The organism is Wenzhouxiangella sp. YN9 (genome assembly GCF_056324165.1).
Window position 1 is genome coordinate 56,700 of the sequence record NZ_JBJNIP010000098.1, and the last position, 24,317, is coordinate 81,016.

Below are 24,317 nucleotides of genomic sequence, written 5' to 3' on the forward strand. Positions count from 1 at the left end.
GGCCGATGAACCAGGTCGACAAGCGTTCCGGCCGCCTGAGCGTGGTGGGCACCGGCATTCGCCCGGGTGGCCACCTGACCCGCGAGACGCAGCATGTTCTGCAGGCCGCCGATCGCGTCTTTACCGTGGTCGACGGCCTGACTTTCGAACGCCTGTGCGAGCTCAACGACGGCGTCGAATCGCTTCAGGACAGCTACGCCCACGGCCGCCAGCGCGACGACAGCTACGCCGAAATGGTGCGGCGGATTCTGGCGCCGCTTGCCCAGGGCCTGCACGTCTGCGCGGCTTTCTATGGCCACCCGGGCGTGTTCGTCTGGCCGGCCCACGAAGCCGTGCGCCAGGCGCGCCTGTCCGGCTACCGGGCCGTCATGTATCCGGGAATCTCGGCTCAAGACTGCCTGTTTGCCGATCTGGGGCTGGATCCGGCCGTGCACGGCTGTCAGAGCTTCGAGGCCACGGACTTTCTGCTCTACCCGCGCCGCTTCGATGCTACGGCTGCACTGATCCTGTGGCAGCCGATCACGCTTGGCGACCCGGGTCGCGATACCTTCAGGCACGATCCCGAATGGGTACGCGTACTGGCTGAAGTGCTGGCCGCCGACTATCCGATCGATCATTCGGTCACGATCTACGAGGCAGCCGTCTTTCCGGTGGACGAGCCGCGTATCGAGCAGGTGCCGTTGAATCAGCTGCACACGGCGTATTTTACCCAGACCTCCACTCTCTATCTGCCGCCGGCAGCGGCGCCTGCACTGAGCACCGAAAGGCTCAATCGACTCGGTATCAGCAAAACCGACCTCAGGCTTGGTGCCTATCAGCAGTATCGGCAGCGACGCAGCGGGTGACTTTTGCCGACAAAGTTGGGTAAAATAGCCGGCCAGCCTGATTCCGTGGGGCCGTAGCTCAGTTGGGAGAGCGCAGCATTCGCATTGCTGAGGTCAGGGGTTCGACTCCCCTCGGCTCCACCACTTCCTTACCACTTTCTTTCCCTTCACATACCGCGAAACAGGCTGCGGGCGCTTTCACTCACCGGCAACAATTCATCGTGTTCGCACAGCCGCACGTGCCAGCGGCCCAGCTCATCGCGCTCGATACGATGCACGGACGGGGCGGCGACAATCACCGAGCGGTGAATGCGCCAGAAGCGTTCGGCGTCAAGCCGTTCGCCCAGCTCCTTCAGCGACATGCGCACGGTGGCTTCATCCTCGGCGGTCACCACGCGCACGTATTTGTCACTGGCCCGGAAGAACAGCACGTCGTCGACGGAAATCAAGCGCACGGCATTACCGCAGGTTGCGGTGATCCAGCTCAGCGGCGCTTCACGCTCTGATCCCAGGCGGCGCTCGAGTCGTTCGAGCAGCTCGTCGATGCGCGGCGGAGATTCCGCCAGCCGTTTGCGCAGGCGTTTGATGGTCGCATCCAGCCGTACCGGCGTCACCGGCTTGAGTAGATAATCCAGCGCGCCGGCCTCGAAAGCCTTCACGGCATATTCCTCGTAAGCGGTAATCAGTACCACGTGTGCTTTCCCGCTTGCTGCCCGCGCGACCTCGATGCCGCTGGCGCCGGGCATGCGGATATCCAGAAACAGCACGTCGGGACTGAGCTGTTCCAGAGCAGCGAGTGCGGCGTGGCCGCTGGCGCATTCGGCCACCAGTTCGGCTTCGGGCCAGCGCTGGGTGAGCAGCCGAACGAGCTCGGCGCGCTGGCTGTGTTCGTCTTCGGCCACCACAATTCGAACGCTCACGAGTCATCCTCCATCGGCACGATAATGCGGGCCTCAACGCCGCCTTCGGGGCTGCTTTCTACCCGAAGCTGAGCGGCCTCTCCGTAGCGCAGCTTGAGTTGCCGGCGGATATTGCTCAGCCCCACACCGGCACCGCTTGTCTGGCTCAGCCCGACGCCGGTATCGCTCACGCTCAGGCAGAGCTGACCGTCCCGGCGGCGGGCCGCAATATCGATGCGTCCACCCTCAGGCTGCGGCTCGACGCCGTGGCGAACGGCATTCTCTACCAGCGACAGCAGGATGAAAGGCGGAAAGCCCAGCGATCGCGCGTTATCGTCGACCTGCACATCAAAAGCCAGCCGCTCGCCCATCCGGTGCTGCATCACCGCAAGGTAGCGCCGGCAGATCTCGAGCTGGTCGTCAACGGTCGACAGGGCGTTGGCGTCATTCCTTCGCAGGCGTGGAATGGTCGTGCGCAGATAATCGCACAGCGCGTCCAGCGTGTCTTCGGCCCGAGCGGGATCGCCGCGCAGGCTCGATCGGACGGTGGCCAGGGTATTGAAGAGGAAGTGCGGCTCGATCTGCGCCTGCAGCAAAGCCAGCTGCTGATCTGCGGCAAGCTTCTCGGACTGCAGTTGCCGGACTGCCAGCCCTGCCCGGTAATCGGCCAGGCGGCGCTCCTCGCTAAGGTAGGCGCGCAGCGCCAGGCCACCGCCAATAAGGACATAGATGAACAGCAGGACCAGGAGGTTGGTCGCGAGCGCGGTCGAGCCGAGTTCGCGCTCGAATTCCTGTCCGGTCAGTTCCGCGATCATGCTCGACGAGACCAGGTCGGCGGCAAAGGCCGCCAGCAGCCCGGCGAAGAGGGCGGCCGCCACGAACCAGCGTTCTTTGCGGGGCCCAAAGTGCCGATGGCGTGCCGCGGCTGCCAGGACCGGGCCAGCGTTGATCATGACCAGAAAGCCGAGCGTGAATGCAGCAAACATTTTCACTGCTTCGGCCGCGCTGCCACCCCCGGCGTAGTGGGCGATGGCGGACAGCCCGCCCCAGGCGACGACAAACAGCCCGAACAGCAGGGCCCGCCGCCACACCCAGGGCCAGGAGAATACCGGGTAGTTGCGGTACGACAGCCACCAGCGCGCGCTGCCCGCGGCAACGGCGGCCGGTAGAGGCTGGTTCAGTGAAAGCGTGGGCTCTTGCATTGCTGCCTTTGTGGCAATGGGTTCGATAGCGTCAGTCATGTAGTTCACCGCGCAGGTTCATGCCGGCCTGCTTCAGAACCAGGCCTGCCACTTCGCCATTGTCGTCGCGCTGGAATTCGATGACCAGGTCGAGAGACGGCTGGACGAAGCGGTCTTTTCCGTCGGGATCGATACCCACTTCCGGCTGGGTCTGACCGCCCGCGCTGCCCTGCACCATCAGCTGGCCGGCCCCGGCCATGACCTCAAGGGTGAAGTCATCCATGAAGCGTTGTTCGCCCTGATAGATGGCGTAGCGGCCGATATAGTCTCGCGGATCAACGCCTGCCGGCAGCTTCGCGGCTGGCCGTGGCGATTCAAGCGGATAGCTCTCATCGACCAGGTGATAGGCCAGGTCCGCCAGGCTGCCCTGCTCGATCATGGAGGTATCCATCAGCAGCAGGCTGGCCTGGCTGCGTTCGGGATCGACCACGGCAAAGCTGGAAAAGCCGCCGGTGCCGCCGTCGTGCGCCATCACGAAGCGATCGTTGAGCGGCAGGTGCAGCCAGCCGTAGCCCAGCTTCTGGCCGCCGGCCTCGATCAGGACTTTGCGCGATTCTGCCAGGGCCCCGGCCAGCGGTCCCTCGGGCTCGCCGCGCAGGGCGTCGAGCCAGCGGCTCAAGTCGGCCGCCGTCGAGCGAACCGCGCCGACGCCGCCCAGATCGGGATGAAAGTCCCAGCCAGACACTGGCTTGCCGCGCGCGCTGTGGCCGTGCACGGTCGGCCCCGTCATGGCGCTGTCGTCCATGCCCAGCGGCGCGAATATTTCGCGCTCGAACAGCTCGGGCAGCGGCGTGCCGGTTCGTTCGACCAGCGCCAGGGAAAGCAGCATGGCGCCGAAGTTCGAGTAGGCAAACCGTTCGCCGGGCGGGCTCGACAGGCTGGTGTCGGCCAGCGCGGTGAGCAGATCATCGGGGGTGTAGCTGGCGTAGGGGTTGGCCGGATCGTCCACGCTGAAGCCGGTCGGAAGGCGCGGCAGGCCGGCGGTGTGGGTCAGCAGGTGTTTGAGCCGGATCGGCTCGCCCTCGTGGCCAGGCACCTCCGCGCTGTCGGGCAGCAGGTCGGCCACGGGCTCGTCGAGCAACAACTCGCCGCGCTCGACCAGGCGGGCAACGAGCAGGCCCTGCAATGGCTTTGTCAGCGAGCCGATTTCGAAGCGCGATCGAGCGTCGAGGTCGCGCGGGTTGTTTTTGTCTGCGCAGTAGCTTGCGGTTTGGTGTGACTGGCCAAGAGCAACGGCCACCAGGCAAACGCCCGAGCGATCGTCGGCCAGACGCGCTGCCAGCGTGTCATCGAGGCTTGTCGCCATCGCGCTACCGGCCAGCAGCGCCGTGGCTGCCAGACAAGTCAGTTGCAAAAACGTGTCTTGTATTCGCTGCATTGAGGTTCTCTGTGGTTTCGGTTGGATTCGGGTCACAGCTTGCCCGCAGTCGGTGCCTGCCGCGCGAACTTGCGACGGGCCCGGGCCAGCCACCGACGAATCCCGCTTATGGGTGATGAATGCCGGCGGCGCCCGAACGTCCTGCATCCTCGCCTGCCCGTGCGGTCGATCGGCTGGCTGCTCAGGCTGGCGCCGCTGCGGGTGATCGCTGGCTACACCTGAGCCGCCATTGCGTCGCCGATTGTCGTGCCGATGGCAGCATTACTACCTCAATGGCGTTGTTGATTATCAGGAGCAAGGTTGCGGGAGACACGGCGTGCACCGAGTGGGAATGATATTACTTGCAGCGGCTGCGGCCGGGTTCGCGCTGGCAGGCCCGGCGGATCAGGCCGTCTCCGGCGGCTTCGGGGGCGACGCGGGTGATCGCAGCGCTCCGGCGGCTTCGGAGACGCTTGCCGACAAGGCGCAGCCGTTCGTTGTCGGCCAGGGCTACCAGACGCAAGCTGTCGAAAAGGTCAACGAAGCGATCGAAGGCGCACTCGAGCTGGCCGATGGCAGCTCGGTGTTTCTGCCCAGTGGAACGCTCGATCCCTTCGTCAAGGCGGTGCTGGCGCTCGAGCAGACCGAAGGACGGCTCGAGCGAGTGCGCTTTCGGCTGCGCTACGGGCAGGATGTGGTCAGCGCCCCGCCGGCAATCTCACCCGTGCCGGTCAGCTTCGTGCAGATCGAGCGTTTCAATCTCGGCCCGGTAATCCGCGAGGAGCTGGTCCAGGCCCACGGCGCCGAACATGTCGCCGCGGCGGCTGAATTCGGCGTCGGCCCGCACGTTTCCTGGCGGCTGGTCATGCGCCCTGTCATGGGCCATCAGGCCGATATCGTGGCGGTATCGCGCAAGGAAATTTCCGACGCGGACGCGCGGACGCAGACCTGCTTCGGTGTCTCGTGTCTGTCCACCGCCCCGGTGATTGATCAGGCCGTGCCCTGGAGCGCCCTGGAAGCAACCAAGCTCAGCGCCGATGCGCCCTACCGGATCGAGCGCGACGGTTTGATCACGCCGGCGGCCGCCATCGGCCTGCTGGCCAAGGGTTTCGGCTACGGAATGCGTGAAGGCGTGGGCCCGGCGGAGCCCTATGCGCAAGCCGTCATCGAGCTCAACCTGGGCCAGGACGCCAACCTCGACGCCGCGCTGCGCGAGGGCGCGCTCATGGACGATTCGCTGCGCGCCGAGTGGGGCCGGGTTTCGGCCATGCGCGGCGGAGCCAGTAGCGCCCCCGACATTTATACAGCGCGCGCTTTCGAATGCCGACGCGGCCCGGAGTTTTCCGAGCCGGGCGAGTACTGCCCATGAATCAGCGGATCGGACAAAGCCGGCTCATCTCGCCTCTTTGACAGATCGCTCCATCCCGGTGCTGGTGGCGGTTGCAAACGCCTGGTGGTTGTGGATGGACTCGATGCTTTCACAGCTCACGCTGAAGCAGGTGATGGCGGGGATACGGTCGAGCTCCAGAGCGATATCGCGGACGATGTCTTCCACGAACTTCGCATTTTCGTAGGCTTTTTCGGTCACGAACTTTTCATCTTCGCGCTTGAGTACCGGATAGAGCTCGCATGAAGCGTTGCGCTCGACGGTAGCTACCATTGTTTGCAGAGGCACGGGGCGATCAGTTGTGACGCGGATGGTCACGATGCAGCGCTGGTTGTGGGCGCCGTAGCGGGAGATGGCGCGCGAGCAGGGGCACAGGCTCGTGGCCGGAACGCGAACTTCCTGATCGAGCGAGCTGGCACCGTCGACCCCGGCGGTGGCTCGGTACGAGGCTTCGATATCGAGCAGGCCGTCGATGCCGGAGCGCGGCGCGGCCTTGGTGACAAACCAGGGGAAATCCAGTTTCAGGCGGCCTTCAAGCGGGCCAAGTTCGGCGGCAACCGTTCGGGCATGGGAGGCGAGCCGGCCGAGCTCAAGCGCGCCCCCGAGCCGGTTGAGAAAGACCGGAAAGCGCGACATGTGGGCGCCGCGGCTCACCTTCGACAGGCTGACCGAGGCCGCTACCCGCGCGATCGTCGCGCAGGCCTGTTCATCTACATCCTCGATGCGCAGCGGCAGCGAGTAACCGGCGATACCGGCCTGGCTGATGGCAACGCCGCGCGCATCGCTTTGGGCCTGCGTATCGGGCAGCGGATTGACGAGAGCCGGAAGGTTCATGGGGATCCTTGCAGGTGTTTTGTCCAGCCAACAGATGTAGTCGGCCCGCCGGCGGTTCCCGCATCCGCGCGTCCGCCGCGCCGGAACCTTTTGGCCGCCAGCCACATCCCTGTGCTGCAACGCCGATCGAATGGCCGGCGGCAACGCCGCCCGCTTTCACGCGCTGCGTCACCGTACTGCGCGGAGAAGACCCATGAAAAATGTACTGACTGTAGTGATCGGAGCCATTGCGGGAACCGGCTTGCTGCTGGCTGTTCACGTGATTGCCGCCGGCAATGCCGGCACCGCATCATCCGCATCATCCGAAACGCCATCATCGACCGAGCACCGGGCCGTTCTTGCCGCCGATTCGGCATCGCTTCACGAGCTGCCCTGGTCGAGCCTGGTCGGCACCTGGCATGATCAGGACAAAAGCGGCGCCGGCTGGGTGTTCATGTCGGCGCCCAACGGGTTGTTCGGCTATTACTTTGGCAACAGTTCGTCGGCTGATCCGCTGTGGCTGGTCACCGAAGAGGTCCAACCCGACGTCCGGCTGGAAGAGGCGCTGACCTTCACGCTGCTTGAAGGCGAGGCCGGCTCGTTTGCCCTGCCGACCGATCCGTCGGCGTTCGAACCCTGGGGCGAGCTTCGTGTCACCTTCCATTCATGCAGCGAGGCCACGACCGAAACGGACGGCGCCGACGGCCTGCTTGTCCAGCCGCTGACCCGCGTGCACCACACCGCGGGCCTGTCGGATCAGTGCGGGCTCGATCTGGTCTCAGGCCGGGAAATCTTTCGCTACGAAACCTTCGGCAGTGAGGCCTTCTGGAGCGATGAGCTGAAGATGCACGAGGTGCTCGAAGCCGTCAGCCCCGTGGCCGCGCTGGGCCTGGGGCTGAAGGTGGATGCACAGGCGCTGCCAACGGAAGTGGCCCAGGCGGTCGTCGACGGCGCGGTCGATCTCGAAGACCCGGCGGTGACCAAGGTGTTGCTCGAGCACGACGCCGTGCTCGGCGTGCGCGCGCAAATCTCTGCCAGTGACGGCGCGCAGCACATCGACCGCGTGGCAATCACCTGCGCCCTGTGTCATTCCACGGTTGACGACTCGGTGCTGCCGGGCGTGGGCAAGCGGCTCGACGGCTGGGCCAATCTCGATCTCGATCCGGGTGCCATCATCGCCCTGTCCGAGCAGCTTCCCGAAGAGCTCAGGGCGCACTACAGAAGCTGGGGGCCGGGCATGTACGACCCGCGCTTCAATATCGACGGCATTTCCGACCCGGTGGTCATTCCGCCGGCCTACGGGCTAATGGATGCCGAGCAGGCCACCTATACCGGTGACGGTGATGTTGCCTACTGGAACGCCTACGTTGCCGTCAGCCAGATGGGCGGTCAGGGCACGTTCATCGAGCCGCCGCTGGGCATCGAGATCATCCACGAGCCCGACCTGGTCACCCCCAGGCTGCGGCCGCTGGAGGCCTATCAGCTGTCCATTCCCGCGCCGGCCGCGCCGCTCGATGCCTTCGATTCGATGGCCGCGGCCCAGGGGCGCGAGTTGTTCGACGGCAAGGCCGGCTGCGTGCAGTGCCATTCCGGCCCGGCCCTGGGCGGTGACGGGCGTTTGTACTCGCCCGAGGAAGTCGGCCAGAGCCCGGCCTATGCGCAGCGCACGGTCACCGGCCAGTACCGCGCCACGCCGCTGCGCGGGTTGTGGCTCGATCGGCCCTTCTTCCACGACGGCAGCGCGGCCGATCTGGGCGCCGTGGTCGACCACTACGACCAGCACTTTGCACTCGGGCTGACGGGCCCGGAGAAATCCCGGCTGATCGAGTATCTCAAGACCTTGTAAGCACCGGATGGACGCTGCTCCCGGGGGGCAATGGCCAAGGGCCGCCCGCTCGAGCGCGCGGCTGAGGCATGATGGTCGTGGTGCGCCACGGCGCTCACGCTGCAAATGCCTCCCGGGAGCAACCAATGAGCGCAAGCGAAAGCGCCGAACCGCTGATACTGGCCATCGACAACGGCACGCAGAGCATCCGCGCGCTGCTGTTCAACAACCGCGGCGAGCTGCTCGGCCGCCATCACATCGAGATCGAGCCCTGGTTTTCCGACGCGCCGGGCCGCGCCGAGCAACAGCCCGAGCTGTTCTGGAACGAAATCGGTCGCGCCTGCCGCGCGCTGTGGAACGAAGGCCACGACCCGGCGGGCGTTGCGGCGGTGGCGGTCACCACCCAGCGCGCCACCCAGATCTGCCTGGACGCCGACGGCCAGCCGCTGCGCCCGGCCATCATCTGGACCGACAATCGGCGCGTCAGCCTCGACAAGCTGCCGAAAATGCCCCTGTACTGGCGCGCGCTGATCGGCCTGATCGGGCGCAGCCGGGCGCTGAAGACCATGCGTGAGAACGCCGAGTGCAACTGGCTGGCGGTTCACGAACCGGAAAACTGGCAGAAGACGGCCGCCTTCGTCGGCCTGTCGGGTTTCATCAACCATCGGCTGACCGGGCGGCTGGCCGATTCGGTCGGCAGCCAGGTCGGCTACCTGCCCTTCAGCTATCGCGCCCGGCGCTGGGCCGGGCCCAGGAACTGGCGCTGGTCGGCCTTGTCCATCCGGCGCGAGCAGCTTCCCGAGCTGGTCAAGCCCGGCGAGAAGCTCGGTGAGCTGACCGGGCCGGCGGCAGAGCATCTGGGCCTGAAGCCGGGCGTGCCGGTGATTGCCGCCGGCGCCGACAAGGCCTGCGACCTGATCGGGGCCGGCGTCTCCGACCGCTATACCGCCTGCATCAGCTTTGGCACGCGCTCGACGATCAGCGTCCTTTCCGCGCGCTATTTCGAGGCCCGGCCGCCGATGCCCGCCTTCCCGGCCGCCCGCCACGGCTACTTCATGGTCGAATCGGCGGTGCCGCGCGGCTTCTGGATGGTGCGCTGGTTCAAGGAACAGTTCGGGCTCGAAGAGCGCCAGCGCGCCGAGGCCGCCGGGGTAACGGCCGAGTCCCTGCTCGACGAGCTGGTCGCCGACGTGCCGCCGGGTTCGCTGGGCTTGATGCTGCAGCCATTCTGGAGCAGTGATCTCGACGCCGGGCCCGAGGCCAAAGGCGCGATCGTCGGCTTTGGCGATGTGCACACCCGCGCGCATCTGTATCGGGCGCTGCTCGAGGGCGTCACTTTCGAGCTGCGCCACGGCGCCGAGCGTATCGAGCGCCGCTCGAGCCGGCGGCTGCAGGTGCTGCGCGCCTGCGGCGGCGGGGCGCGCTCGGATGCGGTCATGCAGATCACCGCCGATATCTTCAACTGCCCGGTCGAGCGCCCGCACACCGCCGAGACCTCCGGCCTGGGCGCGGCAGTGCTGGCCGCCTACGGCCTGGGCTGGTATCCCAGCGTGCGCGTGGCCGGCAACGAGATGACGCGCGCGGGCCACCGCATCGAGCCCGATGCCAACCGCCACGCCACCTACGAGAAGCTCTACCGGCGCGTCTATCGGCGCCTGTACCGGCGGCTGGCGCCGCTGTATCGCGACATCCGCGAGATCACCGGCTATCCGGATTGAACGTACTTCGGCAGCCGGCGTCATGACGTCTTGATGTCACAGCGTAATGACGCCATACTGGCATCAGGCCACTAGGCAATCGGAGCCGCTCCATGACCGAAACCACCAAGCGCTCGACCATTTATTTCGACCCGCAAATCCATGCGGCGCTGCGGCTGAAGGCGGCCCACGGCGGTCGCTCGATCTCCGAGATCGTCAACCAAGCGGTCCGGGCAGCCCTTGCCGAAGACCAGGAGGATCTGTCCGCCTTCGAAGATCGGGTGGCCGAACCCACCATGAGTTACGAGGCCCTGCTGGACGACCTCAAGGCGCATGGCAAGATTTGAGCTGGTGTTTCGCAGGTCCGTTGCCAGGGACCTGAGAGGCATTCCAAAGCAGGATCTTGCGCGCATCCTGAAGCGAATCGAATCGCTGCGTGACGATCCTCGCCCGCCGGGCTGCGAAAAGCTCTCAGGCCAGGCGCGCTACCGGGTGCGCCAGGGCGTGTATCGGATTCTTTACGAAATTCTCGACAGTCGCTTGATCGTCACGGTGGTCAAAGTGGGCCATCGCAGCCAGGCTTACCGCCGCTGAGCCGCCAGTTTCATATGGGCCGCGAGTTTTTCGAAAGTATTCCGTTTCCCGGCCTGGCTGCCGATGCGATTCTGGCGCTGCACGCCCTGTTCGTGGTCTTTGTCGTTGGCGGACAGGCGCTGGTGCTCATTGGCTGGGCGCGCCGCTGGGGCTGGGTGCGCAATCCCTGGTTTCGCTTCATCCATCTGGCGCTGATCGCCTTCATCGTGATCCAGACCTGGCTGGGCGAGCTGTGCCCGCTGACGGTCTGGGAGGGCTGGCTGCGCGAGGCGGCCGGCCAGTCGGCATACGGCCAGAGCTTCATCCAGTACTGGCTGGGCCGGCTGATTTTTATCGACGTGCCGTGGTGGGTGTTTCAGGTGGTCTACACGGCTTTCGGCGTGGTGGTGGTCGCAAGCTGGTTGCATTGTCCGCCGCGCCTGCCGTGGCCGACCCGCCTGCGTTAGTATCGGTAGTGAATTCGCGCCAGGGAGTGTTTCTTGCAGCCGCAACACACCAGCCAGCCTTTCGTCAGCGGCGCCGGCGCGGCGCTGTTCACCGACATGTACCAGCTCACGATGGCCCAGGCCTACGTCGCCGAGGGCATGCTCGAGCCGGCGACCTTCAGTCTGCACTACCGCAACCTGCCCGATAACAGGAACTACGTGCTTTCCTGCGGCATCGAGGATGTCGTCGATTATCTGGCCGACCTGCGCTTTGCCGACGACGACCTCGACTACCTGCGAAAGACCGGCCACTTCTCCGAAGACTTCCTGGCGTGGCTGGCCGATTTCGAGTTCACCGGCGAGGTCCAAGCCCTGCCCGACGGTACGCCGGTGTTTCCGCAGGAGCCGCTGGTGGAAGTAACCGCGCCGGCGCCCGAGGCCCAGATCGTCGAGGCTTGGGTGATCAACCAGATGCACGCCCAGTCGGTGCTGGCCACCAAGGCGGCGCGCATCGTTCACGCGGCCGCCGGGCGGCCGGTGCTCGACTTCGGCCTGCGCCGGATTCACGGCGCCGACAACGGCCTGAAAGCCGGCAAGGTCTTCCACATCGCCGGCGTCGCCGGCACCTCCAGCATGCTGGCCGGCAAGGTCTATGGCGTCGGGATCGCCGGCACCATGGCGCACAGCTATATTCAGGCCCACGACAGCGAAATGCAGGCCTTTCGCAATTTCGCTGCCGAGTTTCCCGACACCGTGCTGCTGGTCGACACCTTCGATACCCTCGAAGGCGTGAAAAAGGTGGTGCGGCTGGCCGAGCAGCTGGGCGAAGATTTCCGCGTCAGCGGCATTCGCATCGACTCCGGGGACCTGGCCGAGCGCGCCGGCCAGGCGCGCGAGATTCTCGACCGGGCCGGGCTCGACGAGGTGGCCATCTTCGTCAGCGGCGGGCTCGATGAGTTCAAGATCCGCGCCATGCTCGCCGACGGCGCGCCCGTCGACGGTTTCGGCGTCGGCACCGCCATGGGCCTGTCGCCCGACGCGCCCGACCTCGACATGGCCTACAAGCTGGTCGAGTACGCCGGCAAGGGTCGCATGAAGCTCTCCAGCGGCAAGCTGATCCTGCCGGGCGCCAAGCAGGTCTTCCGCCGCGATGCCGGCGACACGCTTGCGCGTCGCGACGAGGACCTGGACGGTACGCCCCTGCTCGAGCCGTTCATGGCCGAAGGCAAGCGCCTGCGCGAGGCCGACGATCCCGACCGATCGCGCAAGCGTGCCGAAAAGCGCCTGGGCGAGCTGCCCGACGAGATTCTGGGCCCGGAAAGCGCCGATCAGCCCTGGCCGGTCACGCTCAGCGATGCCCTGCGCGAGCACCGCGACCGGGTCGAGGCGAGCGTGCGAGAAATGCTCGATTCCGACTGAACCCCCCTTATCTTCGATGCCCGAGGGCCGATACCGTGAACACAGGCGACAACAGCGACAGGCAGGCGTGTGAAATCATCGATGCCGCGGGCGTGGAGGCGCTGCTCGATGACCTGACCGAACGGATGCGGCCCCACATCGGCGAGTCGACGGCGCTGATCGGCATCCTGCGGCGCGGCAAGCCCGTCGCCCGGATGCTCACCGAGCGCCTGGCGCGGCGTTACGATCTGCACGTCGAGCTCGGCGAGCTCGAGCTCAAGCGCTACAGCGATTCGCTGGAGCTGCTCCACGACCGGCCGCGCCTGGATGACGAGACCCTCGACATCGAAATCGAAGGCCGGCACCTGATCCTGGTCGACGACGTGCTCTATACCGGCGAGACCGGCTTTCATGCCGCCGCCCACCTGCGCGCGAATGGCGCCAGCCGTATCCAGACCGCCTTCCTGTGCGCCCGGCCGGGCAGGACGATGCCGCTGCATGCCGATTTCATCGGCGCGCGCTTCGACATCCGCTCCGACTGGGTCGTCCACTGCGCCGTGCCGCCCTACGAAGACCACCTCGGCATCGCCCTGGCCCATCACGAAGCGCCGTAATACATTTGTTATACTCTCGGGCTCCAACTTCAGGAGCCTGAACATGACCCGCAAGCTGAAAGTGTCCGCCATCGGCAATTCCACCGGCGTGATCCTGCCAAAAGAGGTGCTCGAGCGCCTGCGCGTGGGCCGCGGCGACGAGCTGATGGTGCGCGAGACGCCCGACGGCATCGTGCTCAGCCCCTACGACCCCGAGCTGGCGCGCCAGATGGACGTGGCCGAGAAAATCATGCGCAAAAGACGCAACCTGCTCAGGAAGCTGGCGGAGTGAATCATGAGTGATCCGATCTGGCTTTCAGCCGAACTGGTCGAGGCCCTTCACGAGCGTCAGTTGATCGAGCACGGCGGCGGAACCGGGATACGCGACCGGGGCATGCTGGAGTCGGCGCTGGCTCGGCCGCAACAGCTGTATTCCTATGGTGCCGACGTCGACGTGATTGCGCTTGCCGCTTCTTACGCCTTCGGCCTGAGTCGGAACCATCCCTTTGTCGACGGCAACAAGCGAACCTCCGCCGTGGCGTGCGAGCTGTTTCTGGAACTCAACGACCACCAGCTGCTTGCCGAAGACAGCGAGCTGTACCCTGTTTTCCTGGCGCTGGCCGCCGGCGAGCTGGACGAAGACGCGCTTCTGGAATGGCTCCGCCACCACACCCGCCCGCAACAGGTCAGCGAGCCCGCCGGCGAGTACAATTAGTTGGCTAGTTGGCTAGTTGGCTAGTTGCGGTCGGACTGTCTCGAATCCACTTGCATAATGCCAGTGACCCGGCAGAATTCTTGCAAACCAGCAAACCAGCAAACCAGCAAACCAGCAAACCAGCAAACCAGCAAACCAGCAAACCAGCAAACCAGCAAACCAGCAAACCAGCAAACCAGCCAACCAGCGCGCTACTCGTCCTTCAGGTACTTCGCCAGCCAGTCATGCACTTCTTCCCAGAAATGCCGGGCTTCCTTGCCCTTCATGATCCAGTGGTTGGCGTCGTGAAAGACCAGCAGCCTTGAAGGCACCTGCATGCGCTGCAGGTAGGCCCAGGCCGCGAGCGTCTGGTTGAGCGGCACGCGGTAGTCGCTCTCACCAATCGTCAGCATGGTTGGCGTCGAGAAGTTCTCCACGTAGCTCGACGGGCTCTGCTCTTCCCAGACCTTGCTCTCACCCCAGGGCGGGCCGCCGTTCATGCGCTCGCGGTGGTAGATCACGTCGCTGGTCGCCCACTGGCCTTCCAGATCGACCAGGCCGGCGTGGCCCACCAGGGCGTCGAAGCGATCGGTGGTGGCCAGCAGCCAGTTGACCAGGTGCCCGCCGTAGCTCGCGCCGCTGGCGGCCTGACGTTCGGCGTCGATGAAGTCGAAGCGCTCGATGGCCGCGTCAGCGGCTTCCATCAGCTCCTCGCCCGGCGTGGCCAGGGGGTCGCCCTCGATGTTGCGCGAGAACTCGGCGCCGTAGCCGACTGAACCGGTGTAGTCGGTTCTGAGCACGACGTAGCCTTCTGAGGCCAGCAGGTGCGGGCTCCAGCGCACGTGGTCGGCGTCTACCGACGAGCTGAACGGCCCGCCGTGGATGAACAGCACCAGCGGATACTGCTTGTTTTCATCGAAGTCCGGCGGCAGGGTCAGCCAGCTGTGGATGCGGCGGCCCTTCGACGAGGTGAACCAGAACTCGCGAAAGGCGGGGCGATCGAGACCTTCGGCGCGCTCGACGTTGAACTTACTCAGGGCTTCGTGACGGCCGGTTTCGGGATCGATGCGCACCACCTCGACCGGCACGGCCGAGCTTTCCCAGTTGGCCACAATGGCATCACCGGCGGCCTGCACGCCGCCGTAAACGCCGCGGCTGTCGGCATCGAGCACGGTGATTTCGCTGCCGTCGGCGGCCATGGCGAACACGCGCACGCGGCCCTGGTCGGTGGCGTTGAAGTAGATCGTCTCGCCGTCGGCGGCAAGGTCGAAGCCGCTCACCGAGCGGTCAAACCCGGCGGTGAGCACGTCGAGCTCGCCGTCGATGCCCGAGCCGTTCCAGCGGCCGCGGGCGATCTCGGTGTGGTTGTAGACCCAGTCGTTGATCGGCTGGTAGTAGCAGTAGATGAATTCGCCGTCGGGCGAGAATTTTGCGGCGCTGCAGCTGAAATCCTCGCTATTGGTAATGCGCTCCGGCTCGCCACCGGCCACTGGCACGCGGTAGAGGTGGCGGCGCACGACCGCATAGGCAGCCTCGTCCAGGTTTTCCGTCGCCGTGATCACCAGCGCGTCGCCTTCAGGCGTCCACACGGCGTTCAGGCCGCCGTCGTAGCCGGCGCCGGAGGCCAGCTCGGTGCCGTAGAGCAGATCCTTCGGCTCGGCATCGGCTTCGACTTTCTGCACGAACAACCGGGTCTGCTTGTCGTCGCGCCAGTGGTCAAAGTCGCGGATCGGAAAGCCGTCGTAGCGCGAGACGTTGATGCCGTCTTCTTCTTCGGCCTTCTTGCGCTCGGCGTTGGCTTCGTCACCTTCCGCATCCGGCCAGACCCGGCTCTGGTAGGCAATCATCGAGCCGTCCGGGCTGAATTCCGGGCTGGAGGCGCCGGTCGACAGCTCGGTGATCTGCCGGGCCTCGCCGGGCCCGGTCATGTCCATCACGAAGATCTGGCTCTGGGCGTCGTCGTCGCTGCCGCGCTTGGCGGAAAAGGCGATCATGTCGCCGTCGGGGCGCCAGACCACGCCGGACTCCGGTGATGGCGTGGCCGTCAGCTGCCGCGGCGGCTCGGAGCCGTCGACGGTGATCAACCACAGATCGGATGATTCCTCGTCCTTCTCGTAGGCGGGCTCGGTGACCGAAACCACGGCGCGTTCGCCGTCGGGGCTCACCACCGGCGAGCCCAGCCGCTTCATCAGCCAGACATCCTCGTGCGTGATCGGGCGCAGCTCGGCGTCGTCCTTTGCTGCCAGCGGTGCGGCCAGCAGCAGGGCCAGGGTTCCGAGGAAAAATTGCTTCAACATTGCGTCCTCCGCATTGCTTGCGATCAATGAAATCCACCGCACAGGATACCCCCTGAGCACGGCTCAGGATTCTTCGGGCGGTGTCGGCAGCACCAGCAGCTCGTGTACGTCCACGTGCTTTGGCTGGCTGAGCGCATAAATGACCGAGCGAGCGATGTCCTCGGCTTTCAGCGCGTCGCTCACGGGCCTATCAAAGAAAGGCGTATCAACCATGCCGGGCTCGATGAGCGTGACGCGCACGCCGCTGCCCTTGAGCTCCTCGCGCAGGCCGTGGCCGATGGCCGTCACCGCCCACTTGGTGGCCGAATACATCGAGCCCGCCAGCGTGCGCCGCCCGGCAACCGAGCCGGTCAGCAACACGTGGCCGCGGTTCTTCTTCACTTCGTCGAGCGTGGCGCGCAGCGTGTAGGCCGCGCCCAGGATATTGACATCCACCATCTCCTTCCAGTCGTCCACTGAGCCGCTGGCAAACCCCGGCGGTCGACCGCCGACACCGGCGTTGGCAAACACCACGTCGATGCGTCCATAGTGGTCGAGCACGGCCTTTGCCATGCGTACCTGGTCGTCGTAGTCGGTCACGTCGCAGGTCGTGGCGAAGGCGCGGTCGGCGCCCAGTTCATCCACCAGCGCGTCGAGCTTGTCCTTCGAGCGCGCGCACAGCGCCAGCCGGTAGCCGGCCGCGGCCGCCTGGCGCGCGGTCTCGGCACCGATGCCGCTGGACGCGCCGGTAATCAGCATGATCCTGTCTTGTTGCTCGGCCATGGCCTGCCTCTGGTTTGTGCAAATTGGACTTCAGGCTACCATCCGGCGCGAATTCGATTTCGGGTAGCATTGCCCGTCTCGAAAGTCCCCGAACCGGAGCAAGCTCATGAAGCATTTAATGATCGCCCTGGCCGCCGCGCTGGCGCTGGCCAACACCGCCTGGGCCAAAGAAGGCATGTGGACGCCCGATCAGCTGCCGATGATCGCCGACGATCTGCGCGCGACCGGTCTGGAGCTCGATCCCGACAATCTGAACAAGCTGACTGCCTTTCCCATGGGCGCAGTCATCTCGCTGGGCGGCTGTACGGCAAGCTTCGTCTCGCCCGAAGGCCTGGTGGTAACCAACCACCACTGCGCCCGAGGCTCGATCCAGTACAACTCCACCGCTGACAACAACTACCTGAAAGAAGGCTTTCTGGCCGAAGACATGAGCGCCGAGCTGCCGGCCGCGCCGGGCACGCGCGTGTATGTCACGGTCGCGGTCAAGGATGTCACCGCCCGCATCCGCCAGGGCATCAACGCCGACATGAGCGGCCGCAATATCCACGACATCATCGAGGATCGCCGCAAGGAGGTCGTGGCCCGCTGCGAACAGCAGGCCGGCCACCGCTGCCAGGTCTCGAGCTTTTTCGGCGGCGCGCAGTACAAGCTCATCGACCGGCTCGAAATCCAGGACGTGCGCCTGGTCTACGGCCCGGCCGACAGCATCGGCAAATACGGCGGTGACATCGACAACTGGATGTGGCCGCGCCACACCGGCGACTTCGCCTTCTACCGTGCGTACGTCGGGCCCGATGGACAGCCCGCTGCATACGCCGAAGACAACGTGCCCTTCGAGCCCGAGCATTATCTGAAAGTCTCTGCCGCCGGCCTGGACGAAGGCGACTTCGTGATGGCTGCCGGCTACCCCGGCCGCACTCAGCGCTACGCCCGCCTGGCCGAGGTGGTCAACACTTTCGAGTGGCGCTACCCGCGCACCATCGAGCTGATGGACGGCTGGATTGACACCATCAAAAAAGCTGCTCCCGATGACTCGGACGCCCGCATCAAGTACGAAAGCTTGCTGGCCGGCCTGAACAACTACCTCAAGAACACGCGCGGCCAAATCGAGGGCGCGCAGCGCGTCGGCCTCATCGAGCGCCGCCGCGAGCGCGAGCAGGCGCTGAATGAATGGATCGCGGCTGAAGCGCCCGAAAAGGGCTACGGCGAAACCCTGGAAAAGCTCGACGCGCTCAGCGAAGCCTCGGCCGAGGCCGCGCGCCGCAACTGGCTGTACAACTACGCCACTCGCTCGAGCCTGCTGTCAGCCGCCCAGCGCCTGTATCGGCTGTCCAAAGAGCGCCAGAAACCCGACGCCGAGCGTGAGTCAGGCTTTCAAGAGCGCGACATGGCGTTTTTCAAGCAGGGCATGCAAGCGATGGAACGCCGCTACGATGCCACCGTCGATCAGGCGGTGTGGCTGTACTTTCTGAAAAACTACGTCAACGGTCCGGACTCGGCCCGCGTCGAAGCGCTCGATCAGGCCCTCGACCTGCCCGAAACCTGGGACGCGCAGCAGGTGGCCGACACCCTGGAGCGCTACTACGCCGAAACCGAACTGGGCGATGCCGAGCGTCGCCTGGCCTTGATGGACGCCGGCCCGGAAGCGTTCGAAAACAGCGACGACCCTTTCATCAAGCTGGCCGTCGCCCTCCACGACCACGAAATGCAGCTCGAGCACCAATCCGACGACCGCAGCGGGCGCATGCAGATCCTGCGCCCCGATTACATGGAAGCGATCATTGCCTGGCAGGAGTCGCAGGGCTACGCCGCCTACCCCGACGCCAACTCCACGCTTCGCATCACCTACGGCACGGTCATGGGCGGCGAGGTCAAGGACGGCATGATCTACAAGCCCTTCACCACCCTGGAAGGCATCGTGCAAAAGGACACCGGCAAAGAACCCTTCAACGCGCCCGAGCGCCAGCTCGAGCTGATCCGCGCCGGCAAGTACGGCGGCTACGAGCTGGAAAGCATCGACTCGGTGCCGGTCAACTTCCTCACCGACCTGGACGTGACCGGCGGCAACTCCGGCTCGGCCACCCTCAACGCCCGCGGCGAACTCGTCGGCCTGCTGTTCGACGGCACGCTCGAGTCGGTCAACTCAGACTGGGACTTCGACCCGCGCACCACCCGCTCCATCCACGTCGACAGCCGCTACATGCTGTGGGTGATGGACCAGATCGACGGCGCCAAAGCGCTGATCGAGGAAATGGAGCTGGTCGAGTAAGGCCGACCATCCTTCCAACCCATGCGGGCGGGCCTCCCGCCCGCATGGTCGATCAGGTCCAGTCTCCAACGGCCAATTCGGCGATTGATTTCCCGAGGGCCGACGAAGCATCCGCAGGATGCGTTGAGGCCGAAGGCCGTAACCTATCTGTCCCTTCCAGGCCTCGCTGAATCGGCGATGACGCCGCAATAACCCTTGTTGATTTCGGATATTTCGAATAGATTGGTGGTCAGAGAGGGTGAGAACCATCAGGGGAAGGACGAAATGAGCAACGCTGAGTACACCGATGATCTTCCGAGTCCGGAGGCGGTCAGCCTGGCACGAGAAAGTGCGGCGGCCCTGAGTCGTCTGCTGCGCGAACGCCCGGAAAGCGATCGCGCGCGGGTGCAGCTGGACGGGGAAGAGCTGATTCTGCCTCGCAGCGCGCTCTCTCTTCTTCGGAATCTACTGTCTGAAATGGCGCAAGGCCACGCCGTAACCACCATTCCCGTGCATGCTGAACTAACCACACAGCAAGCAGCCGATATGCTGAATGTGTCCCGACCCTTCCTGGTGAAACTTTTGGAGACGGATGAGATTCCGCACACAAGGGTGGGGACGCATCGGCGAGTGCGGTTGAAAGACCTGCTTGAATACAAGAAGCAGCGTGACCGGAAAGCTGACGCTGCTCTCCAGGAACTCGCCGATCAGGCTCAGGATCTGGACATGGGATACTGAGAATGCGTTTTGTCGTCGTCTACGACGCATGCGTTCTCTACCCCGCTCCTTTGCGCGACTTCCTGATCCGGTTGGCTGGAACGGGGCTCTTTGCCGCCCGATGGACCCGGCACATTCACGACGAATGGACACGAAACCTCCTGGCCGATCGCCCAGACCTCACCGAGGAACAGCTTGAGCGCACCCGCGAACTCATGGATGCTGCGGTGCCGGACTGCCTCGTTGAGAACTATGAGCGCCTCGTCCCGGCATTGGAGTTGCCAGATCCCGATGACCGGCATGTACTTGCTGCCGCCATCGTTGCCCACGCTCAAAGCATAGTCACCTTCAATCTGAAAGACTTTCCGGGCCATGCACTCTATCCATTCGGCGTCGAAGCCATGCACCCCGATCGATTTGTGGAGTGCCAGATGGACTTAAGTGAAGCGTCGGTCGTTCAGGCCGCAAAGGCCCAGCGCAATAGCCTCAGAAATCCCGCGAAGGACGCCAGCGAATTTCTTGACACACTGGCAGCGCAAGGCATGCCGGCCACGGCCGACCGATTGCGTGATTTCAAAGAATTGATCTGATGCCCAAAGGATGTGGCGAATGACCCTTTCCTCTCAGCGGAGCTCAACCCCCGAATGGCCCGAACTGGCCGAGTTCAAGCACCAATTCCGCCAATTCGTCGCCGACCGCGATTGGGCCCCAGTTCCACTCCCCTAAGCCTGCGATAGCTTCTGGTTTCCGTGGCGAGGGCGTCGAGGCGCCGCCATGGTGCCGTGCACGGACGGGACGGCGGCGCAGGCGTAGCAAGAGCTACGGTGAGCCGACGGGAGGGAGTACGCGGTTCCACGGCGGATGCATCGGCGTCCGCAGTAGGAAATCGGGAGCTATCGCGGGCTCCAATCTCGCCATGGCCCTGGCCGGCGAAGCCGGTGAACTCCTCGAACTCTTCCAGTGGCTCACCCAGGAAGAAAGCCGCAACCTGCCCGACGACGCCCGACAGGCCGTCGCCCACGAGATCGCCGACATCCAGATCTACCTGGCGGCCCTCTCCGACCGCCTGGGCATCGACATCGGCCCGGCGGTGGCCGAGAAGTACCCGGCCGACCTGGCGCGGGGCAGCGCGCTGAAGTACAGCAAGCTCTGAGACTCACCCCTTGAGATCCTAATCTAGACCGCCAAACGCTTGAGCCGATCGTGCAGTTGGGGCAGCCGGGCCTGGCTGGCTGCGTCTCCCGGCAAGAAACCCGCGATCGTTTCTACCAACCGGGCATCCGCCAGCAGTTCTCTGACGTGCTCGCGAATCGCCTCCTGGATGTCTGCTGGCGCCGCCGCGATTTCCTTCTCTAGCTCGTGCCGGCCATCAAGCAATGCAATCACGTCCTCGAGATCGTGGCTGAGCAATGGATCGGAGCGCCCCCTCGAAAGAAAGGCATCGAACTTGGTGAGCAAGAACATTGGCGCCGAAATCAATCGCAGCGATTGCCCGTCCGGGAGTTGAACCGTTTCTGCAAGAGCGACGGCGCGGGAATACCAGCGGTTGCCGAATCCGAGAATGTTCGGGTCCGTCGGCATCAGATCGACGATCACGTCTTCGAAACGCCATCGGCAAATCGGCGCCTCGGGCGCCTGGTCATTGATGAATCCCCGGCCCCTTAAGCTGTGCTCGACGAGTTGGTAATCATGCTGGGTCGCTGCCTCGACGAGAAGATCAACGTCTCGCGTGGGCCGGATCATTTCCGAGCGAGTGGCGGTCAAGAGCAGTCCCGTGGCACACCCACCGACCAGTACGACTGCATCGCGCAGTTCGCCCAATGCCGTGAGCGCTGCTTGAACGGCGGCCAGATTTGGATCGCCGGGTACGCCAACGGCTTTCATCTCAGTCTCCCTGGCTCAGGCGGTCTTCGATCAGCTCAATTGCCATCCTGCGTTCGCGAGCCCGCCCAATGCGCAATGCATCGAACAGGGCCAGCAATTCGTAAAGCTCGGGATCTGCAAGGGCAGCCTCGGGCAACTTGGGGTACAACGGCAGCAACACATTGCCGCTCGCAGTCCCTTGAGGATGCGGCCAAACCGGCGGCCGGTCACCTCCCCCGGCAAAATGCGCATCGAGCGGCGGTGCGCCGTGTGCGGTAGGCACGCCAATCGTTGGTTCGCCGACTACCGGCGGGAACGCAAAGCGTGCACCGTGGACCAAAAACTCCTTCAACGCGCCTCGAGCAAGTTCGTTGCCCTCAGCCCCGGCGACCACAAGACGGGCCGCGGCCAGCCGCTGAACCGCCGCGTGGGCCTCGTACGGAGAGAGCCGCATGGCCTTGGCCAGGGCCGCAAAGGAGATTTGCTCGCCTCGCAACAACAAGAGCTTCAGCGCCACAGCCAGATCCTGAGGCTTCAGCGTCCACTGCTTACGGGCCGCGCGACGCATCGCAACCGTCTGTTGATTCAAGGTGTTCATATGCTATATGCATATACCATATACTCATTGCTCTCGCAAGCGAGTGCCGTATGCAAATCGCAAATGATATTCGAGGCCGCGGGCCTATGCTTCGCGCTGTCCGGGCTTCCGGATCGTACCGCTTCCCCGGCATCCACATCGGCCCGGCGGTGGCCGAGAAAATGAAGCTCAATGCCGAAAGAGTACCCGCTTGACCTGGCCCGCGGCACGGCGCTGAAATACAGTACGTTGAAGTGAGGGTGAGAAGGCAGGGCACAAACCATGGCTGACCGCTACGACGCTTCAGGCAGCCAGTCCGAATTTCAGTCGGGATCGAATGGAGAGGTGCTCCGCAACCAGCTAGGCATCTCTAAACCGGAGCAAATGGACGAGATCGAACTGGATCTCCTGGACCAGCTGTACCAATACACATTCAGGAGGCGCTTCCCGGACCGGCGCCTGACCGTCGCGGACCTCGAGTCCTGGCACCACCAGTGGCTTGGAAATGTCTACCCCTGGGCCGGCGAGATCCGCAATGTCAACCTGTCGAAAGGCGACTTCCATTTTGCGGCGGCAGATCAGATTCCCAGGCTGCTCGAAGAGTTTCAGGAAACCTGCCTGGACCGATTCACGCCCAGCCATGACTTCAGTGACGCGGCCCTGTGCGAAGCCTTGGCGATGACCCACGTGGAACTGATCTTGATCCATCCCTTCCGCGAAGGAAACGGCCGATTGGCGAGGCTACTTGCCGACGTCATGGCCGCGCAGGCCAAACGGGGACTGCTGGATTACAGTGAATGGGACCGAGACAAGGAGCGCTACTTCGCCGCAATCCAGCAGGGGCTGGACAGGGACTACGGACCGATGGTCAGCCTGATGTCCCAAGCCCTGAAAGACTAAAGCCGCGAGAAATTCAGCGAACCTTGGCGGCAGCCAGCGACACGCGACGAGTCCTGGGTTTGACGTGCTTGAGCTTGCGTTCGAGCTCTTTCACGCTCTGTCCCGTTTCGATGGCCGTAGAACTGGCCACCGCTCGCCGAATGGAAGAGCGCGTTACCTTGACGCCGGACTTGCGGTGGGAGATCGAGGCCATTGCCTTGAGTGGATAAGAACTACGTTCACAATAATAGCAGACGCCAAACAGGCCGTCTCGCACGAGATCGCCGACATCCAGATCTACCTGGTTGCCCACTCCGACCGGCTGGGCATCGACATCGGCCCGGCGGTGGCCGAGAAGATGAAGCTCAATGCCGAGAAGTACCCGGTCGGCCTGGCTCGGAGGACGGCGTTAAAGTAAAACAAGCTGGGCGGTGATGGAGGCAACATTGGACAAAATGAAGCTTCGAGCTTTGCGGGACGGCGATCGGATCGAACAGGCGCAACGGGTATTGGAGGGCCGAATTCGATCCAGTGCCGACGAATCAGGAGCTCTGACACTGGGCTTCCAGGGTGGCGCCCTGGAGACAACCGTGCACTGGCTTTCGGAGCAGGGCATCTGGATTGGCGTATCCGACCTGAAGAACCGTTTCTGGATCGCGCTCGGCATCGGCAATCCATTCATCGGCAGTCATCCGATTGTCGCCGAGATCAATTCCCCCAAAAGCGGCATCGACCGACGTATCGCTGGCCTGTTTCTGGCCAACCATGCCAATCGAGTCTATCTGGCTCACCGTGGACGAGTCGGTGGCGGTCGCAAAGGTATCGGCAAGAAGGCCTTCCTGGCCTGGTATCCAGAGCCATGCGAATCTTTCATCGACGGTTCGCAACCCGGCGAAGCCATCGTGATTGGATCGCTCGATGAGCCCGGCTTGATCGACAATCTGGCTGTTTTTGGCCACCGTGTGGCGCGCTTCAAGGAGCAGGTCGTCAGTCCGCAGCGGTAGTTGCTCAGACTCCGAAAATCCGGGTGATTGCGCCAACGATGACGTAGGTCACCGTCTATGCCACCACGCCCAGCATGATCCCCTGTCTGACGTCAACTACTTTGTCCGGTTGGCGACAACTAAATTGGCCGGTCGGTGAGTGTTTCTGACCTGCCTTTGATTGCCGGTGCTATTTCTCCTTTCTGCGGGCGGCTTGGGCGCGTTTTCGGTAGCTCTCGCCGGT

At 64.4% G+C, this 24,317-nt stretch carries 26 protein-coding genes, 1 tRNA gene and 1 pseudogene; 19 read left to right on the plus strand and 9 right to left on the minus strand.

Features of this window, described 5'->3' with window-relative positions; genetic code table 11:
- Positions 1–5: 5 nt before the first annotated feature.
- Both ACEWQ0_RS08365 and ACEWQ0_RS08370 read left to right on the plus strand, forming a co-directional pair.
- Positions 6–845 (plus strand): SAM-dependent methyltransferase, encoded by an 840-nt coding sequence (locus ACEWQ0_RS08365; protein WP_476485071.1) that lies wholly within the window; start codon positions 6–8, stop codon positions 843–845.
- Positions 846–892: 47 nt separating this feature from the next.
- Positions 893–968, plus strand: a tRNA-Ala gene (locus ACEWQ0_RS08370).
- A 23-nt stretch (positions 969–991) separates the two neighbouring features.
- Here the strand turns inward: ACEWQ0_RS08370 and ACEWQ0_RS08375 are convergent.
- Genes ACEWQ0_RS08375 through ACEWQ0_RS08385 form a run of 3 tightly spaced genes read right to left on the minus strand, consistent with a single transcriptional unit; the run spans position 992 to position 4,342 of the window.
- Positions 992–1,744, minus strand: a complete 753-nt coding sequence (locus ACEWQ0_RS08375; protein WP_476482476.1) for a LytR/AlgR family response regulator transcription factor — start codon at positions 1,742–1,744, stop codon at positions 992–994.
- Positions 1,741–2,964 carry a sensor histidine kinase gene (locus ACEWQ0_RS08380; RefSeq protein ID WP_476482477.1) on the minus strand — a complete coding sequence of 408 codons (1,224 nt, stop codon included), beginning with the start codon at positions 2,962–2,964 and terminating at the stop codon, positions 1,741–1,743. Before ACEWQ0_RS08380 ends, ACEWQ0_RS08375 begins: the two co-directional genes overlap by 4 nt.
- Entirely contained in the window at positions 2,957–4,342 is a 1,386-nt protein-coding gene (locus ACEWQ0_RS08385) for a serine hydrolase domain-containing protein (RefSeq protein WP_476482478.1), read from the minus strand. Before ACEWQ0_RS08385 ends, ACEWQ0_RS08380 begins: the two co-directional genes overlap by 8 nt.
- Positions 4,343–4,673: 331 nt before the next feature.
- Here ACEWQ0_RS08385 and ACEWQ0_RS08390 point away from each other — a divergent pair, with 331 nt between their 5' ends.
- The gene (locus tag ACEWQ0_RS08390; protein ID WP_476485072.1) at positions 4,674–5,690 is read left to right on the plus strand and encodes a hypothetical protein; all 1,017 of its coding nucleotides are present in this window, start codon (positions 4,674–4,676) and stop codon (positions 5,688–5,690) included.
- Between the two features lie 24 nt (positions 5,691–5,714).
- On the opposite strand, the gene folE2 is transcribed toward ACEWQ0_RS08390, so the two are convergent.
- A complete protein-coding gene (gene folE2, locus ACEWQ0_RS08395; RefSeq protein ID WP_476485073.1) occupies positions 5,715–6,686 on the minus strand; it encodes a GTP cyclohydrolase FolE2 in 972 nt (323 codons plus the stop codon).
- A gap of 49 nt (positions 6,687–6,735) precedes the next feature.
- Between folE2 and ACEWQ0_RS08400 the strand changes: the two genes are divergently transcribed.
- From ACEWQ0_RS08400 to ACEWQ0_RS08440, 9 genes are all read left to right on the plus strand, one after another.
- Positions 6,736–8,367 carry a hypothetical protein gene (locus tag ACEWQ0_RS08400; RefSeq protein WP_476485074.1) on the plus strand — a complete coding sequence of 544 codons (1,632 nt, stop codon included), beginning with the start codon at positions 6,736–6,738 and terminating at the stop codon, positions 8,365–8,367.
- Between the two features lie 125 nt (positions 8,368–8,492).
- A complete protein-coding gene (locus ACEWQ0_RS08405) occupies positions 8,493–10,064 on the plus strand; it encodes an FGGY-family carbohydrate kinase (RefSeq protein ID WP_476485075.1) in 1,572 nt (523 codons plus the stop codon).
- Between the two features lie 92 nt (positions 10,065–10,156).
- Positions 10,157–10,390 (plus strand): CopG family transcriptional regulator, encoded by a 234-nt coding sequence (locus ACEWQ0_RS08410; RefSeq protein ID WP_476482483.1) that lies wholly within the window; start codon positions 10,157–10,159, stop codon positions 10,388–10,390.
- Complete coding sequence (locus ACEWQ0_RS08415; protein ID WP_476482484.1) at positions 10,377–10,637, plus strand: type II toxin-antitoxin system RelE family toxin; 261 nt, start codon at positions 10,377–10,379, stop codon at positions 10,635–10,637. The genes ACEWQ0_RS08410 and ACEWQ0_RS08415 overlap by 14 nt, the downstream gene beginning before the upstream one ends.
- A 14-nt stretch (positions 10,638–10,651) precedes the next feature.
- A complete protein-coding gene (locus tag ACEWQ0_RS08420) occupies positions 10,652–11,083 on the plus strand; it encodes a DUF2784 domain-containing protein (RefSeq protein WP_476485076.1) in 432 nt (143 codons plus the stop codon).
- 33 nt (positions 11,084–11,116) lie between these two features.
- The gene (locus ACEWQ0_RS08425; RefSeq protein ID WP_476485077.1) at positions 11,117–12,481 is read left to right on the plus strand and encodes a nicotinate phosphoribosyltransferase; all 1,365 of its coding nucleotides are present in this window, start codon (positions 11,117–11,119) and stop codon (positions 12,479–12,481) included.
- A 35-nt stretch (positions 12,482–12,516) separates the two neighbouring features.
- Positions 12,517–13,074, plus strand: a complete 558-nt coding sequence (locus ACEWQ0_RS08430; RefSeq protein ID WP_476485078.1) for a phosphoribosyltransferase family protein — start codon at positions 12,517–12,519, stop codon at positions 13,072–13,074.
- Between the two features lie 43 nt (positions 13,075–13,117).
- Positions 13,118–13,345, plus strand: a complete 228-nt coding sequence (locus ACEWQ0_RS08435; RefSeq protein WP_476485079.1) for an AbrB/MazE/SpoVT family DNA-binding domain-containing protein — start codon at positions 13,118–13,120, stop codon at positions 13,343–13,345.
- A gap of 3 nt (positions 13,346–13,348) precedes the next feature.
- On the plus strand, positions 13,349–13,768 hold the full coding sequence (locus ACEWQ0_RS08440; RefSeq protein WP_476482487.1) for a type II toxin-antitoxin system death-on-curing family toxin: 420 nt from the start codon (positions 13,349–13,351) through the stop codon (positions 13,766–13,768).
- Between the two features lie 191 nt (positions 13,769–13,959).
- On the opposite strand, the gene ACEWQ0_RS08445 is transcribed toward ACEWQ0_RS08440, so the two are convergent.
- Both ACEWQ0_RS08445 and ACEWQ0_RS08450 read right to left on the minus strand, forming a co-directional pair.
- Positions 13,960–16,044 (minus strand): S9 family peptidase, encoded by a 2,085-nt coding sequence (locus ACEWQ0_RS08445; RefSeq protein ID WP_476485080.1) that lies wholly within the window; start codon positions 16,042–16,044, stop codon positions 13,960–13,962.
- A 63-nt stretch (positions 16,045–16,107) separates the two neighbouring features.
- A complete protein-coding gene (locus ACEWQ0_RS08450) occupies positions 16,108–16,806 on the minus strand; it encodes an SDR family oxidoreductase (protein ID WP_476485081.1) in 699 nt (232 codons plus the stop codon).
- A gap of 106 nt (positions 16,807–16,912) precedes the next feature.
- On the opposite strand from ACEWQ0_RS08450, the gene ACEWQ0_RS08455 reads away from it, so the two are divergent.
- From ACEWQ0_RS08455 to ACEWQ0_RS08470, 4 genes and pseudogenes are all read left to right on the plus strand, one after another.
- Positions 16,913–19,075, plus strand: a complete 2,163-nt coding sequence (locus ACEWQ0_RS08455) for a S46 family peptidase (RefSeq protein ID WP_476485082.1) — start codon at positions 16,913–16,915, stop codon at positions 19,073–19,075.
- A gap of 264 nt (positions 19,076–19,339) precedes the next feature.
- Positions 19,340–19,792, plus strand: a complete 453-nt coding sequence (locus ACEWQ0_RS08460; protein WP_476485083.1) for a helix-turn-helix domain-containing protein — start codon at positions 19,340–19,342, stop codon at positions 19,790–19,792.
- A gap of 2 nt (positions 19,793–19,794) precedes the next feature.
- Complete coding sequence (locus tag ACEWQ0_RS08465; protein WP_476485084.1) at positions 19,795–20,361, plus strand: PIN domain-containing protein; 567 nt, start codon at positions 19,795–19,797, stop codon at positions 20,359–20,361.
- A gap of 317 nt (positions 20,362–20,678) precedes the next feature.
- Positions 20,679–20,924, plus strand: a pseudogene (locus tag ACEWQ0_RS08470) (nucleotide pyrophosphohydrolase); the annotation flags it as partial.
- Positions 20,925–20,947: 23 nt separating this feature from the next.
- On the opposite strand, the gene ACEWQ0_RS08475 reads toward ACEWQ0_RS08470, so the two are convergent.
- A complete protein-coding gene (locus ACEWQ0_RS08475; RefSeq protein ID WP_476485085.1) occupies positions 20,948–21,655 on the minus strand; it encodes a hypothetical protein in 708 nt (235 codons plus the stop codon).
- Between the two features lies 1 nt (position 21,656).
- A complete protein-coding gene (locus ACEWQ0_RS08480) occupies positions 21,657–22,232 on the minus strand; it encodes a hypothetical protein (protein ID WP_476485086.1) in 576 nt (191 codons plus the stop codon).
- A gap of 261 nt (positions 22,233–22,493) precedes the next feature.
- On the opposite strand from ACEWQ0_RS08480, the gene ACEWQ0_RS08485 reads away from it, so the two are divergent.
- The gene (locus ACEWQ0_RS08485) at positions 22,494–23,111 is read left to right on the plus strand and encodes a Fic/DOC family protein (protein ID WP_476485087.1); all 618 of its coding nucleotides are present in this window, start codon (positions 22,494–22,496) and stop codon (positions 23,109–23,111) included.
- Between the two features lie 13 nt (positions 23,112–23,124).
- On the opposite strand, the gene ACEWQ0_RS08490 is transcribed toward ACEWQ0_RS08485, so the two are convergent.
- Positions 23,125–23,304, minus strand: coding sequence for a hypothetical protein (locus ACEWQ0_RS08490; protein WP_476485088.1), 180 nt, complete (start codon positions 23,302–23,304; stop codon positions 23,125–23,127).
- Between ACEWQ0_RS08490 and ACEWQ0_RS08495 the strand changes: the two genes are divergently transcribed.
- Together ACEWQ0_RS08495 and ACEWQ0_RS08500 are read left to right on the plus strand one after the other, a co-directional pair.
- Positions 23,287–23,508: a MazG-like family protein gene (locus ACEWQ0_RS08495; RefSeq protein WP_476485089.1), complete on the plus strand. Its 222-nt coding sequence runs from the start codon at positions 23,287–23,289 to the stop codon at positions 23,506–23,508. The two genes, ACEWQ0_RS08490 and ACEWQ0_RS08495, sit on opposite strands and share 18 nt — an antisense overlap.
- Before the next feature lie 13 nt (positions 23,509–23,521).
- Complete coding sequence (locus ACEWQ0_RS08500; protein ID WP_476485090.1) at positions 23,522–24,094, plus strand: hypothetical protein; 573 nt, start codon at positions 23,522–23,524, stop codon at positions 24,092–24,094.
- Positions 24,095–24,317 lie beyond the last annotated feature (223 nt).

What these genes read in the sequence shown, in the direction of transcription:
- ACEWQ0_RS08405 (WP_476485075.1), top strand. Translation starts at nt 8,493, where the DNA reads ATGAGCGCAAGCGAAAGCGCCGAACCGCTGATACTGGCCATCGACAAC.
- ACEWQ0_RS08365 (WP_476485071.1), top strand. Translation starts at nt 6, where the DNA reads ATGAACCAGGTCGACAAGCGTTCCGGCCGCCTGAGCGTGGTGGGCACC.
- ACEWQ0_RS08385 (WP_476482478.1), bottom strand. Translation starts at nt 4,342, where the DNA reads ATGCAGCGAATACAAGACACGTTTTTGCAACTGACTTGTCTGGCAGCC.
- ACEWQ0_RS08455 (WP_476485082.1), top strand. Translation starts at nt 16,913, where the DNA reads ATGAAGCATTTAATGATCGCCCTGGCCGCCGCGCTGGCGCTGGCCAAC.
- ACEWQ0_RS08480 (WP_476485086.1), bottom strand. Translation starts at nt 22,232, where the DNA reads ATGAACACCTTGAATCAACAGACGGTTGCGATGCGTCGCGCGGCCCGT.
- ACEWQ0_RS08460 (WP_476485083.1), top strand. Translation starts at nt 19,340, where the DNA reads ATGAGCAACGCTGAGTACACCGATGATCTTCCGAGTCCGGAGGCGGTC.
- ACEWQ0_RS08485 (WP_476485087.1), top strand. Translation starts at nt 22,494, where the DNA reads ATGGCTGACCGCTACGACGCTTCAGGCAGCCAGTCCGAATTTCAGTCG.
- ACEWQ0_RS08390 (WP_476485072.1), top strand. Translation starts at nt 4,674, where the DNA reads ATGATATTACTTGCAGCGGCTGCGGCCGGGTTCGCGCTGGCAGGCCCG.
- ACEWQ0_RS08440 (WP_476482487.1), top strand. Translation starts at nt 13,349, where the DNA reads ATGAGTGATCCGATCTGGCTTTCAGCCGAACTGGTCGAGGCCCTTCAC.
- ACEWQ0_RS08415 (WP_476482484.1), top strand. Translation starts at nt 10,377, where the DNA reads ATGGCAAGATTTGAGCTGGTGTTTCGCAGGTCCGTTGCCAGGGACCTG.
- ACEWQ0_RS08465 (WP_476485084.1), top strand. Translation starts at nt 19,795, where the DNA reads ATGCGTTTTGTCGTCGTCTACGACGCATGCGTTCTCTACCCCGCTCCT.
- ACEWQ0_RS08400 (WP_476485074.1), top strand. Translation starts at nt 6,736, where the DNA reads ATGAAAAATGTACTGACTGTAGTGATCGGAGCCATTGCGGGAACCGGC.
- ACEWQ0_RS08445 (WP_476485080.1), bottom strand. Translation starts at nt 16,044, where the DNA reads ATGTTGAAGCAATTTTTCCTCGGAACCCTGGCCCTGCTGCTGGCCGCA.
- ACEWQ0_RS08435 (WP_476485079.1), top strand. Translation starts at nt 13,118, where the DNA reads ATGACCCGCAAGCTGAAAGTGTCCGCCATCGGCAATTCCACCGGCGTG.
- ACEWQ0_RS08380 (WP_476482477.1), bottom strand. Translation starts at nt 2,964, where the DNA reads ATGACTGACGCTATCGAACCCATTGCCACAAAGGCAGCAATGCAAGAG.
- ACEWQ0_RS08490 (WP_476485088.1), bottom strand. Translation starts at nt 23,304, where the DNA reads ATGGCCTCGATCTCCCACCGCAAGTCCGGCGTCAAGGTAACGCGCTCT.
- ACEWQ0_RS08410 (WP_476482483.1), top strand. Translation starts at nt 10,157, where the DNA reads ATGACCGAAACCACCAAGCGCTCGACCATTTATTTCGACCCGCAAATC.
- ACEWQ0_RS08450 (WP_476485081.1), bottom strand. Translation starts at nt 16,806, where the DNA reads ATGGCCGAGCAACAAGACAGGATCATGCTGATTACCGGCGCGTCCAGC.
- ACEWQ0_RS08475 (WP_476485085.1), bottom strand. Translation starts at nt 21,655, where the DNA reads ATGAAAGCCGTTGGCGTACCCGGCGATCCAAATCTGGCCGCCGTTCAA.
- ACEWQ0_RS08420 (WP_476485076.1), top strand. Translation starts at nt 10,652, where the DNA reads ATGGGCCGCGAGTTTTTCGAAAGTATTCCGTTTCCCGGCCTGGCTGCC.